This window comes from Treponema sp. OMZ 799, from assembly GCF_024181365.1.
GTDB lineage: Bacteria > Spirochaetota > Spirochaetia > Treponematales > Treponemataceae > Treponema_B.
In genome coordinates, this window is sequence record NZ_CP051301.1 from 1,850,334 (window position 1) to 1,862,155 (window position 11,822).

Genomic DNA, 11,822 nt, shown 5'->3' on the forward strand with positions numbered 1-11,822 from the left:
TATGTCTACAAAGGTCTGTCTTGTTTTAACGGAAAAAACAATCGAAAAAACTCTTTCCGCCTTAGAAAAATACAAAAAATTTATCGATATTGCAGAATTAAGGGTTGATTATCTAAATCAAAGTGAAATACTTTATTTAAGAAATTTTCCCGAGCGGGCAGGAATACCTTGTATCTTAACCGTTAGAAGAAAATCAGATGGAGGCAATTTTACCGGCGGTGAGGGTGCAAGGATGACTATTTTTGCACGCGGCCTTGCCTTTGCAAACTCAGACCCGATAAAAAATTTTTCTTATATAGATTTGGAAAGCGATTTTGATTCATCCGGAATCGAAGAAGCTGCAAGGGCCTTTGATATTAAAATAATAAGAAGCCTCCACAGTAAACTTCCTGTAAAAAATATAGTTAAAACTTTGGAAGGCTTATGCCGTTTTGAAACCGATATTCCGAAATTTGCCTTCAGAGCAAATTGTTTAAACGATGTTTCGGAACTTTTTAAAGCATCAAAGCTGATACAAAATCAAGAGTATATTTTATCGGCAATGGGCCCCTATGGTTTATGCTCACGTATACTATCAAAAAAATTAAACTCACAAATCGTATACACCTTTACCCCCGAATATATAAAGAAAAATAAACTTGAAAAAGAACTGATAGATCCCGAAACTTTAGAAGGCCTATATCGGTTTTCTAAAATTGACAGTGAAACGGCAGTATACGGTGTAATAGGTGGAGACGTAAACACCAGCCTGAGTCCTAAAATTCATAATCAGGGTTTTAAACACAAAAACCTTAATTCGATATACATTCCCATATCTGCATTGTCATCAAAAGAAGCTTTGGATTTTGCCAATCTTCTTAACATAAAAGGACTTTCGGTTACTGCTCCTTTTAAAAGCGAGATAATACCTCAAATAAATTCTATATCGGAAGCTTCAAAATTCATCGGAGCCGTAAATACTCTTGTAAACGAAAACAAAAAATGGTTCGGCTGCAATACCGATGTTGACGGCTTTGAACAAGCTTTAATAGAATTTTTAAACGAAAAAGATTTACGCCGATATAAGGTTGCCATTATAGGAGCCGGAGGTGCAGCCCGTGCTGTTGCCGAGGTAGTTAAATCTCTTCACGGTAAGGCCTGTATCTTTAACCGGACAGCCGAAAATGCACAAAACATTGCAGAAAAATATAAATTTAAATGGGCTCTTTTAGATCCCATAAATATAAAACAGCTATCTGTTTTTTCCGGCCTAATTATTCAAACAACTAATGCAGGAATGGAACCTAACATAGATATAGATCCTCTTAGCTTTTACACCTTTAGCGGAAAAGAAAAAGTATTTGAGCTAATCTATAGACCCGAAACTACTAAACTATTAAAAAGAGCGAGGGCTGCAGGATGTCAAGTTTGTAACGGCTATAAGATGCTGGAATATCAAGCCTACCACCAATTTAAAGCCTTTGCAGGAAAGGAGTATTTGTAATGGATACATCACAGTTAAAAGAAAGAGTTGCTTATTACGCAATAGACACTCTTTTTTCGGAAGGAAAAATCTTTGACGGAATGAAAATAGGACTCGGCACAGGCTCGACAGCCATGCCTGCAGTACAGCGTCTTTCACAATTATTATCGCAAGGAAAGTTAAAAAACATCTATGCCGTGCCTACAAGTTTTCAAACCTCAATCGAATGTGAAAAATTAGGTATTCCCATCTATTCTTTAAGTTCACAAAAAATAGGAGGAACTTTAGACCTTGCCATAGACGGAGCAGACGAAATTGACCCGGAAAAAAATTTAATCAAGGGAGGAGGAGCGGCTCTGCTTAAAGAAAAAATTATAGCATACAATTCAAAAGAATTTGTTGTCATTGCCGATAACAGAAAAAAAGTTAAATCGATGGGAAAAGGTTTTGCTCTTCCGATTGAAATAATCCCTGAGGCCCGCTTAAGCATTTCAAAGACTCTTGAAGCAAAAGGTATAACGGTTGTATTGCGTGAGGGTGTAAAAAAAATGGGACCGGTTGTTACCGATAATGGAAACTTTATAATTGATGTAAGATGGCCTGATAATGCTTTTGTAGATCCTAAAGCCTTAGAGGAAGATCTAAATAAAATTACAGGCATTGTAGAAAACGGCTTTTTTACAAAAAATACACCTAGAGTATTTGTTGTAGACAAAGATGGAAATATAGAAGACTTATAAAATTTTTAAGTCTTTATAGCAGTTACAGTATAAAATTAAACCACAAGAAAAGCAAGGAAAATTTTTTATAAAAGTTCTTTACGTTTCTTGTGGGTTTTGCGTTTAAAAATAAGTATTATTTAAAAACCGTCGTAGTTTACCTTATCTTTTTCCGAATTTTCACTTTCAGTTTTTGAAGGCTCAAATCGTTCAAAATCTTTTTTCATTTCATCTACAATTTTAAGAAGATTATCTTGTTTTAAAAGCTCAATAAAATCCTCGCATTGAGCAGGAGAAAAAGCTAATCTTAAAGCAGGACAGTTGGCATCATCGTTTTCACCTATAGCCTTTGACGTTGCATTACCTAATATAAAATAAGGTTTATTTCCCGATAATAATTGATACTCAGCCCTTAGTATCGGTTCTGCATCATGAGCTCCTCCTCCAAAAAGGCCCCAAGACATAAATATTTTAGTCTTACCGAAAAAAGCTTGTTTTTTTGCATTAGCAGCACTTAAATTTTTATCGTTATAAGAAGAAAGATAAGTTTCCATTGCCTTAATTAATACTTCTCTATCTCCTTGATCCAAAAGTATTTCAACCTTATCAATCATAAATTTATGCTCAATGGATACGATATTTGTGCGCGGGAAAAAAGTAAATTTAAATTCGGTAGGTTTAATCTCCTCTTTTGTCCGTTTAACGGATCCGCCTATAAGGGTTCCCAGCTCTACAGGGGAAAAATCTCCTAAAAAATTCGGATCAGTTTTGGGAACCGTTTTACATGAACCCAAAAAAGCTAAAAGCATAATTGCACTTAAAATAAATAAAACTTTTCTATTCATTCTATAATCTCCTTAACTATATTTATATAGAATACTCAGATTAAACAATATAAATTCTATCTTAGTTACAATACCTATTGTTTTACTTCAAACATTTGAACCTGCTTGTTTAATACTGTAAGGACAATAACCGTTCCCTGGGGAAGGCCATAAGGAATGTCGCATTTTCCTCCTTGATGGTTAAAGCTTACAAGCTCTGTTCTTTTTCCGTCGGGATATACGGCATCCACTACAACTTTTACCGGATAAGGATATTTAGGTAAAGAAGGAGAATACACTCCGTAAATCATTTTTTCTGTGGATTCCGGGAATTGAAGGCCCAATTCCATTTGAGAATAAGCATCTACAGACGAATCAGCCGGCTCACTTTGACTTACAACAGCCGGATTATCCAAAGAAGAATTAACCTCGTGTTTTATTTTAAAAGAAAGTTTATTCCGGGATATTACAGAATATATATCATTAAGTTTAAATCCTTCCATGTTTGGAACGGAAACTTTTTCATTTTCAGGGCCCTTGCTTACAATGAACTCAATAAAAACGCCTTCGGATATCTTTGTATCAGGAGCAGGATTTTGCTCCAAAATTGTACCGGCAGGAATTGAACTTGATTTATACATAACAGGTTCTTTTATAGAAATCAACTGTTTACGGCCTGCCGTAAACAAGGATGCAAAATGCTGCTGCACATCGGATAAGGTTTTTCCCACATAGTTTTCTACCCTGTCTAAAACGGCTCCGCTGCTTACAATTAAATTTATCCTTTTTCCGGCTTTAACGATAGTTCCGGCAGGAGGACTTTGCTCTAAAACCTTTCCGGCATCTTCGGGGTTATCCGAAAACCTTAACTGAAGACGGGGATAGAGTTCTTTGACTTGAAGCTTAAGAACGGCATCTTCAAATTTTTCGCCTTCAATGTTAGGAACTAAAACCTGATCGGCCGTTTTCACCGATACAAAAAACACGATTGTAGAAATAAGAACAAAAAAAATGAGCATCACTAAAGAAGTAATAACTATTACTTTTCCGTTACTTTCTATACTGTCTGCAATATCACCAAGACCCATTGATTACACCATCCATATTTTAAAAATTTATGTTTCAAAACTGCCTTCCAAAAAATCGGGAGAGCCGTTTAAAAAATCTTTCCATTCAAGCTTTTTTTTAGCTTGTTTTTGCAATACCGAAACAGCAAGGATTCCCCTTCCTGTTTGAACTAAAATACCATGTTTTTTATCGATACCCGGTATTGTACCAAATTTTTTATCTTTTGTCATTTCATTTGACTCATTATCATATAAATGAGCTTCAATTATATTTATTTTTTCGCTATTTTTAAAAGTAAAACAGCCCGGCCATGGGGTAAAGGCCCTTATTTTTCTTTCTATTTCCTCAGCCGGCTTTGACCAATCTATAAGACCGTCATCTTTTTTAAGCATGGAACAGTAACTAGCCTTTGAATCATCTTGAGGTGCCGCCTCTTTTAATTTATTTTCAAAATCCGAAAGGACTTCCTTCAAAAGAGGACAGCACCTATCGGAACAATCGGCTAAAAGGCTTTCCGTAGTTTCAGAATTATTTAAAGGAACTTCAATCTGTGCAAGAATATTACCGCAGTCAGTCTGAGGCGAAATCGTTTGAATTGTAATTCCCGTAAGTCTATCCCCTGCCAATATGGCGGCAGGAACGGGAGCACAGCCCCTCCACCGGGGTAAAAGAGAGGGATGAATATTTATTCCGCCCAGAGGAAAAAGAGCCATTGTCTTAGGTCCGAATATTTTACCATATGCAAAACACACTAAAAGGTCAGGCTTTAAAGCTGCGAGTTCTCTTCTAAAATTATCATCAAGTTTTTGAGGCATCAAAACAGGAAAATCTTCAGGCAGAACACCCTCTTTTATAAGCTCTTTTACTGCAAGAGCAGCATCGGAATCCTGCATCTTTTTATTCCGCCCTGCCGGGGCCGGAGGATTAGTCAAGACCCCGCAAAGGTCAAATTCGCGAGCTATCAGATTTAAGGCCGGCACGGCACAGGAAGGAGTTCCTGCAAAAAGGATTCTCATCTCAGGCGGATCCTCTTTTTTGAAAAAAGAGCTTTTTTGTGCTCAAATCTTTCGATAGCTTCGGCTTTTTTTTCTTCGCTTAGACGGTCAATAAAAAGAACCCCGTTTAAGTGGTCGTTTTCATGCTGAATTACTCTTGCAAGAAGGCCTGAGGCCTCTATGGTTTTTATTTTGCCGTCAATGTTTAAAAATTGAACCTTTACCGAAGACGGGCGCATAACATCATCGTAGACCTTTGGTATACTCAAACAGCCCTCTTCCATCACACACATTTCCTGAGAAGTTTCGATAATTTCGGGATTTATAAAAACATATTTTTGATCATTTATAAATACAATAAAAAGCCTTATGTTTTCTCCTACCTGCGGAGCGGCCAAGCCTATACCGTTTTCTTTTTTGACGGTAACAAACATTTCATCGATTAAGCTTCTAATATTTTCATCTATTTTTTCAACCGGCTTAGAAACCTCCCTCAAAGTCTCCTCGCCTAAATGCAATACTTTCATAGAATATAATTATACAAAATAAGCTCTAAGCCGTCAACTACAGGGGAAAATATGAAAATCATATTCGTAATTGCAAATAGTCAATATTCATCGCTTTTGCTATTTTTTCCAGTGTTGCTTTTCGATTCTTTTTGGAGGTTTCCATTTGACTATAAGCAGCTTGGCTTATTCCCATTTTTTCGGCAATTTCAGTTTGTGTAAAGTTTAAGTATTCACGCCATGCCTGAATAGAACTCATATCTTCCAAATGTATTTTTTTTATTACTTCATGCGGGATTGTTTCTTTTTCGTTAAATTCTCTTACCTTATGATTACATAATGCTTGAAAAGCTTTAAAAGGGATAACCGCATACTCCGGTTTTCCGTCTTTTCCCGCTATAAATTGAACATCAATAGGTGTTGTCATCTCTTTTTTTTACCTCCTCGATTGATAGTATATGTATTTTCTCAATGTGATTAAACAGAATCCTATATCTACCGACACGCAACCGATAATCATATTTGTGATTACTTAATGCTTTTACATTTAAAACATAAGGAAAACCGGATAAAGTATCAACAGCTTCAAGAATCTGTTTCTTATCGGCTTTTTGTATTTTATCAAGTTGTTTTGAAGCTTTACGGCTCCATCGAATCGATATCATTGTTTTATTATAAGATAATTATAAGTTTCTGTCAATCATTTTTGTATTCGATTATGTTCTATTTTTCAATCCATACATCAACTTTTTTCCTTTGTACATGGCTTCGGAGATAAAAATCGGGAGGAGTTTAAAAAATTTTAAAAGCCCCTTTTTCCCTCCCCTTGCCTTCCATGCATAATCGAGCTTTGTCCAAATGGAAAACAAAAGAGGAATAAAAAACAAAAAAAGAGAAAACAAAGCGGCTGCCTTAAAGGGTAGAATTTTTTCCGGTGTCTCTTTTAATTGAAGCGAAGTTGTGGTATTAAAAAAAAGAGAGCTTATCTGCATAAGGCCGACAAGTTTTAAAACAAGAAAACTCAAGTCCTTTATGTTGCTTTCCGTTTTTAAAAGGAGTGAAAAAATATGAAGGCTTAAAAGAAGCAGACAATAAGGAAGGATGGGTTTTAAATCTTTTAATTGCTCTAAAAACGAAAAACCTATAAAACGGGCAACTAAAATAAAAAAGACCGAATAAAACGGCACATAATTAGGAAAGAAAAAAATGAGGGCCGTAAATCCGAAAAGAAAAAACAATTTTAAAAGGGGGGACATCCTATGTAAAAAACTCGTTCCCCTTCTATAAGAAAATAAGGGTCTTATATCCAAATCAAATCCTCCCTCTTTGTGTATGAAAAAAGAGGAGGTCTTATACTCCACTCTTTTAAGTTTTGATTTAGGCCGTCATCAGGCAGCCCGTCAAAAACTTTTTTTCCGCGATGAAGAACCAAAAACCTGTCGGCAAGGGCATAGCATTTTTCAAGCTCATGGCTTAAAAGAAGAATCGTATAATTTTCAGCCCTTAATTCTTTAATAAGAGCATTGACCTGCACTACCCCCTCATAATCCAAATTCGCATAGGGCTCATCAAAGATGATGACGGGAAACCTCATCGCCAAAATTCCTGCAACGCAAAGCCGCCTTTTTTCTCCTCCCGACAAGGAGCGGGAAGAATAATACCTCTTATCCATTAGGCCTGTTTTTTTTAAAGCCTCCTCCAGCCTTTTGTTTCTTTCCTCTATCGGAAGTTTTATATTTTTTAATCCGAACAGAATATCTTCTTCAGGGGTTTCGCCCAGAATCTGCAAATCGGAATCTTGAAAAACTATGCCGCATCTTTCTTTTACCTCGACAAGCCCCGATGAGGGCCTTATAAGCCCTGCAATAATCGACATGAGGAGGGTCTTTCCCGAACCGTTTGCACCCGAAATAAGAAGGAGTTCCCCCTTAAAAACGCTTAAAGAAACATCGTCCAAGGCCTTAAAATTAAACACCCCGTCAAATGAACTTTGAACAAAGGTCTTTGTTATATTCTTTAAGCTTATAATTTCTTCACTCATAATTTTATCTAAGTTTAAGATTAGGTGTTTGAAAAATACCTTGCAGAAACTGGTCTTAGCTTGTAAATCAAAAAGGAAACCAAGATCATCTTGATAAAATCCCCCGATAAATAAGGAAGACAGGCAAGACTCAAAGCCTCAAAAAGCCCCCTCCGGGTAAGCTGCATAAATCTTGCTATCCCAAAAACATAGATAAGGGCAAAGCCCGAAAAAGAAGCTGCAAGTATTTTTAAGTAGTTTATAAACTTAAAATCGATAAAAGTGCCGGTATTTTTACCGGTATTCTTACCTGAAAAACCTAAGTCCTTGGCACCCGGCTTTCGAAAAAAAAGAATTAAAAAAGCGGCTGCTGCAAGGTAGCCTATTAAAAAACCTCCCGTCGGCCCTAAAAGATGGGCTAAACCGCCTCTTCCTCCCGAAAAGACGGGAAGACCGAGCAAGCCTGCCGCCAAAAAAATTGCAGTTGAAGCCGTTCCGTAAAGTCCCCCCAAAAGCCCCGATGCCAAAATAGGCATCATGTTTTGAAGCACTATGGGAACCGGAGTTCCGGGAAGAGGAAAAGCGATAAAACCGCTTACGGCAATAAGGGCCGCAAAAAGCGGAATAAAGACCGTCACAATCGAGGGCTGAAAATTTGCACTCATATTTTCTCCAAACTAAATTGATAACCATAAAACTGTAACAGGGTAACAATTTAAGTGCCTTATGTCAAGGCCTCGCATTGCTTCAAGTTAAATCCAACCGATTCGCCTCAAAATATTTTGTCAATCTAAAACTCAAGCTGTTTTATCTGCGGAATCATTTCAAGATTTGGTTTGCGGTTGCTTATTTCGATTACCGTTAAATCATCGAGAGCGGCGATGTCTTTGCGAATTTCGCCTGCGAGACCGGAATCAACAGCAGTAAAGCAATCGTCTAAAACTACAAGTTTACTCTTACATAAAAGAGCCCTTGCAATTCCAATACGTTGGGTTTGTCCGCCGGAAACGCCTCCTGTTAAGTTACCGATTTTTGTCTCCAAGCCTTTGGGCATAGTTTCCAGATCTTTGTCTAAGCGGGTAATTTTTAAAACTTTTTGGATTTCTGCTTCGGTAATGTTTACTTCAATTTCAGAGCTGACACCGAGTAAAATATTTTCACGCAGACTTGCGTTAAAAATTTGCGGGGTCGGCGGAACATAAACGGCAAGGGGCGAAACAAAAATCGACTCGGGATTTTCTATTATTTTTCCATTTAAGATTATCTCACCGCCGGCTTTTTTAGTAATTCCCAGCATGGACTTTATCACAGAACTTTTTCCCGAAGCAACAGCACCAAAGATAAAATAATACTCCCCGCCGTGAAATTCGAACGATTTTTCTATTTTAAAATTGCTTTCGGGATACTCTACACAAAGATTTTTGACAACAATAGACCCGATATTATATTCTTGCGGACTTTTCACATCAAGCTGCTCGTCCTCGTTTTCAGCTTTTGTATAAATATCTTGAACACGCTCCAGAGAAATTTTTGTTTGTTTTACGCTGACAAAAAAATCCGAAACAGAAGATGCAAAGTTTGAAAGTGAAACAGATAAGCTGATAAAAAACGCAAGATCGCCCACAGAAAAACTAATAGTTTCGATGTTTAAAGCAATAAAAATCAACATTGCCGAAGTAATCAGCTGATGCCCCAATCTAAAAAGTGATTTAATTAAAGAGCTGCCGATATTTTCCTGAAGAGCGGCTTTCGCAGCTTTTTGATTTATATTAAAATAAGCATCTATAAAGTTTTGATTTTTATAATCGGTTTTTATTTCTTGGGTGGATTGTAATGCGGCCGTTAAAAAACCTGAAGTTGCCGCGGCAGCTTTGAGGCTGTTTTCACGCCGGCGTTCTACCTTTGGAAGCAGCAAGGTAATAATCCCAATATTCAAAGCAATTAAAAAGAGAGCAATAAATGTAAAAGTTACATTAACGGAAAACATTAACACAACCGTTACGATAGCAATAACCAGAGATGTAGAAAAATGCGGAAAAGTTCCTGTGAGTAAAGAAGAAAGTTGATCTATATCTTCACGGAATTTATAAGCGGTTTCTCCGATTGCTTCCGAAGTATCAAACTCTTTCGGCTGTAATATAATTGCCCGAAGCATTTTACTTACAAAAAGTTTTTTTATTTTTGTTCTAAAAAGCCAGCCTATATTCATAGTTATATATGCAAAAGCTGTAAACAAAAATCCGGTCGCCATCAAAATAATAATAAACCAAACACCCAATGGCAAATCAATTTTATTTTCAAAAAAAGAAAACATTTGCTTTTCGATAAATGCAGGAAACAATCCGGCAGTAAACTGAAGCAAAAAAGCCGAGACCATTGCCGCCAAGAAAAAAAACGGATGCCTCTTTATAACTTTTAAGTTAACCGATAATAAGGATTCCGGTTTAATTTGTTTCATTTGCACCTCCTTCGGAGAGTTCGGCTTTTTCTCCTTGAGATAATTTTCCATTCTCCAATAAAAATTTTACATTTGTTTTTTCTAAAGTTTCAGTTCTGTGGGCAATTATAATTGCCGTTTTGTTTTCTATAAGCTCATTAAATGCAAGCTGAATTTTTTCCTGTTCAGTGTTATCAAGTTTTGCAGTGGACTCATCCAAAATAATAATTTTACTTTGTTTTAAGAATAATCTCGCACAAGCTAAAAGCTGAGTTTCTCCACCGGAAAAATTTGCCGCTCCGTCTTCACAAATATAATCTAAGCCTCCCGGCAGAGCCATAATCTTTTCATACATTCCGCTTTTCTTTAAAGCTTCTTTTATTTGCTCATCGGAAATGCTTTCGTCAAACATGCGGATATTATCCCGAATACTTGCATAAAAAAGAACAATACTCTGACTAACATATCCGATATTTTCAGCAAGCGATTTTTGACTGAACTCATTTACCGGAACACCGTTTAATAAAATTTCTCCGGACTGAGGTTCGTAAAGCTTTAACAAAAGCTTTACAAGAGTTGATTTTCCGCTTCCCGTTCTTCCCTGTAAAGCACAATGATCTCCTGCATTTATTTTAAAACTTAAATTATCTAAAATCAAATCCCGCTCATCATAAGCAAAGGAAACATTTTTAAACTCGACACTGTATGTTTTATCATCGAGAGTTTTATTCCCGAAAGAAATATGGGGCTTTTCAATGTATAATTTAAAGACTCTATTTATCCTTGCACCAAGCCCTTGAAATGTAGTTGCATTTTGAGCGAGCATTTCAAGCGGCCATTCTAAAAGCACAAAATAATTATATAACATAAAAGTTTGACCGAGGCTTAGCTTCGCATCTTTTAGTAAATAAAACAAGAGCACAACCAAACAGGATTTTTCAATAAATGTTATAGCTTGGCTTAACATCATCGTAAAAGTAAAAAGTCTATAAAACTTTTTTTCATTTTTGAAAGATGTATCGTGTAAGCCGTCTGAGTTTGCAAGGATTTTATCTTTTGCGTTTAAGCTGTGAAGCTCTTCTCGTCCTGTAATACTTTCCGTAACAAGGGCATTAACTTCTGCCATGTTTTTCCGCACAGTTTCAAGAGAACTAGTATCTTTTTTAGATTGACGCAACATCATAATAATACTGATAACGGAACAAATAACAAAAATACATCCTAATAGAATGGAATTTAAAAAAACAATTATTAAAATTCCCAAAAGAATAATAATATTCGAAATTACATCAAGCACAAAAGTAGAAATATTATTTGAAAGAATTAATATATCGCCTTCAACACATTCTACTAATTCGCCGATAGGATTATTATGATAAAACCCCATATCCAATTGCAAAAGATTTTTTAGCATATCGGAACGCAGCGCTTTAGTTAAACTCCAAGAAAGCTTTTGCATAAAAAAATTGCGGAAAGTATTTAATACCTCTACAAAAAAAACAAATGCCAAGTAAAAAAGAGCAATTACTAAAATGCTTTTTGTCCCAAGTCCGCCTGAAACTCCGTCTATAAACTTTTGAAAAAGCTGAGGTATGTACAAAGTAAGCCCAATATGAGAAAAAAAGAATAAACATAAACTCGCAAAAAGTATTTTATGCCTAAATAAAAATTTTTTAAAATACAAAATAAACGATTTATGTGGTGTCATAATTATACAATTCCTCCGTAAGCAGTCTACCGCATTAAAAATATATTGTCAAGTTTAAGCATTGCTGCGGTCAGATTTTTAAT

At 36.1% G+C, this 11,822-nt stretch carries 13 protein-coding genes; 2 read left to right on the forward strand and 11 right to left on the reverse strand.

Annotation, left to right across the window (positions count from 1 at the left end):
* The first annotated feature begins 1 nt into the window (after window position 1).
* Together E4O04_RS08410 and rpiA are read left to right on the forward strand one after the other, a co-directional pair.
* Window positions 2-1,483, forward strand: a complete 1,482-nt coding sequence (locus tag E4O04_RS08410) for a type I 3-dehydroquinate dehydratase (protein ID WP_253707306.1) — start codon at window positions 2-4, stop codon at window positions 1,481-1,483.
* Window positions 1,483-2,202 (forward strand): ribose-5-phosphate isomerase RpiA, encoded by a 720-nt coding sequence (gene rpiA, locus E4O04_RS08415; protein ID WP_253707308.1) that lies wholly within the window; start codon window positions 1,483-1,485, stop codon window positions 2,200-2,202. Before E4O04_RS08410 ends, rpiA begins: the two co-directional genes overlap by 1 nt.
* A 119-nt stretch (window positions 2,203-2,321) precedes the next feature.
* Here the strand turns inward: rpiA and E4O04_RS08420 are convergent, their stop codons facing one another.
* The 11 genes from E4O04_RS08420 to E4O04_RS08470 all read right to left on the reverse strand — a co-directional run bounded on the left by E4O04_RS08420 (window position 2,322) and on the right by E4O04_RS08470 (window position 11,745).
* On the reverse strand, window positions 2,322-3,026 hold the full coding sequence (locus E4O04_RS08420; protein ID WP_253687757.1) for a hypothetical protein: 705 nt from the start codon (window positions 3,024-3,026) through the stop codon (window positions 2,322-2,324).
* 74 nt (window positions 3,027-3,100) lie between these two features.
* Window positions 3,101-4,093: a PASTA domain-containing protein gene (locus E4O04_RS08425; RefSeq protein WP_253707310.1), complete on the reverse strand. Its 993-nt coding sequence runs from the start codon at window positions 4,091-4,093 to the stop codon at window positions 3,101-3,103.
* Between the two features lie 27 nt (window positions 4,094-4,120).
* Window positions 4,121-5,089 carry a methionyl-tRNA formyltransferase gene (gene fmt, locus E4O04_RS08430; protein WP_253687755.1) on the reverse strand — a complete coding sequence of 323 codons (969 nt, stop codon included), beginning with the start codon at window positions 5,087-5,089 and terminating at the stop codon, window positions 4,121-4,123.
* On the reverse strand, window positions 5,086-5,595 hold the full coding sequence (gene def / locus E4O04_RS08435) for a peptide deformylase (RefSeq protein ID WP_253707312.1): 510 nt from the start codon (window positions 5,593-5,595) through the stop codon (window positions 5,086-5,088). Before def ends, fmt begins: the two co-directional genes overlap by 4 nt.
* 58 nt (window positions 5,596-5,653) lie before the next feature.
* A complete protein-coding gene (locus E4O04_RS08440) occupies window positions 5,654-6,001 on the reverse strand; it encodes a helix-turn-helix domain-containing protein (protein WP_253694736.1) in 348 nt (115 codons plus the stop codon).
* Entirely contained in the window at window positions 5,985-6,239 is a 255-nt protein-coding gene (locus tag E4O04_RS08445) for a type II toxin-antitoxin system RelE family toxin (RefSeq protein ID WP_253707314.1), read from the reverse strand. Before E4O04_RS08445 ends, E4O04_RS08440 begins: the two co-directional genes overlap by 17 nt.
* A gap of 51 nt (window positions 6,240-6,290) precedes the next feature.
* Entirely contained in the window at window positions 6,291-6,884 is a 594-nt protein-coding gene (locus E4O04_RS08450) for an energy-coupling factor transporter transmembrane component T family protein (RefSeq protein WP_253707316.1), read from the reverse strand.
* The gene (locus tag E4O04_RS08455; RefSeq protein WP_253707317.1) at window positions 6,875-7,615 is read right to left on the reverse strand and encodes an ABC transporter ATP-binding protein; all 741 of its coding nucleotides are present in this window, start codon (window positions 7,613-7,615) and stop codon (window positions 6,875-6,877) included. Before E4O04_RS08455 ends, E4O04_RS08450 begins: the two co-directional genes overlap by 10 nt.
* Before the next feature lie 20 nt (window positions 7,616-7,635).
* Window positions 7,636-8,259 (reverse strand): biotin transporter BioY, encoded by a 624-nt coding sequence (locus E4O04_RS08460; RefSeq protein WP_253707318.1) that lies wholly within the window; start codon window positions 8,257-8,259, stop codon window positions 7,636-7,638.
* A gap of 125 nt (window positions 8,260-8,384) precedes the next feature.
* Window positions 8,385-10,052 carry an ATP-binding cassette domain-containing protein gene (locus E4O04_RS08465; RefSeq protein ID WP_253707319.1) on the reverse strand — a complete coding sequence of 556 codons (1,668 nt, stop codon included), beginning with the start codon at window positions 10,050-10,052 and terminating at the stop codon, window positions 8,385-8,387.
* Window positions 10,039-11,745 carry an ABC transporter ATP-binding protein gene (locus E4O04_RS08470; RefSeq protein WP_371922288.1) on the reverse strand — a complete coding sequence of 569 codons (1,707 nt, stop codon included), beginning with the start codon at window positions 11,743-11,745 and terminating at the stop codon, window positions 10,039-10,041. Before E4O04_RS08470 ends, E4O04_RS08465 begins: the two co-directional genes overlap by 14 nt.
* Window positions 11,746-11,822 lie beyond the last annotated feature (77 nt).

Excerpts from the sequence above, each read along its gene's own strand:
- E4O04_RS08410 (WP_253707306.1), top strand. The coding sequence starts at position 2 with ATGTCTACAAAGGTCTGTCTTGTTTTAACGGAAAAAACAATCGAAAAA.
- rpiA (WP_253707308.1), top strand. The coding sequence starts at position 1,483 with ATGGATACATCACAGTTAAAAGAAAGAGTTGCTTATTACGCAATAGAC.
- E4O04_RS08420 (WP_253687757.1), bottom strand. The coding sequence starts at position 3,026 with ATGAATAGAAAAGTTTTATTTATTTTAAGTGCAATTATGCTTTTAGCT.
- E4O04_RS08425 (WP_253707310.1), bottom strand. The coding sequence starts at position 4,093 with ATGGGTCTTGGTGATATTGCAGACAGTATAGAAAGTAACGGAAAAGTA.
- fmt (WP_253687755.1), bottom strand. The coding sequence starts at position 5,089 with ATGAGAATCCTTTTTGCAGGAACTCCTTCCTGTGCCGTGCCGGCCTTA.
- def (WP_253707312.1), bottom strand. The coding sequence starts at position 5,595 with ATGAAAGTATTGCATTTAGGCGAGGAGACTTTGAGGGAGGTTTCTAAG.
- E4O04_RS08440 (WP_253694736.1), bottom strand. The coding sequence starts at position 6,001 with ATGACAACACCTATTGATGTTCAATTTATAGCGGGAAAAGACGGAAAA.
- E4O04_RS08445 (WP_253707314.1), bottom strand. The coding sequence starts at position 6,239 with ATGATATCGATTCGATGGAGCCGTAAAGCTTCAAAACAACTTGATAAA.
- E4O04_RS08455 (WP_253707317.1), bottom strand. The coding sequence starts at position 7,615 with ATGAGTGAAGAAATTATAAGCTTAAAGAATATAACAAAGACCTTTGTT.
- E4O04_RS08460 (WP_253707318.1), bottom strand. The coding sequence starts at position 8,259 with ATGAGTGCAAATTTTCAGCCCTCGATTGTGACGGTCTTTATTCCGCTT.
- E4O04_RS08465 (WP_253707319.1), bottom strand. The coding sequence starts at position 10,052 with ATGAAACAAATTAAACCGGAATCCTTATTATCGGTTAACTTAAAAGTT.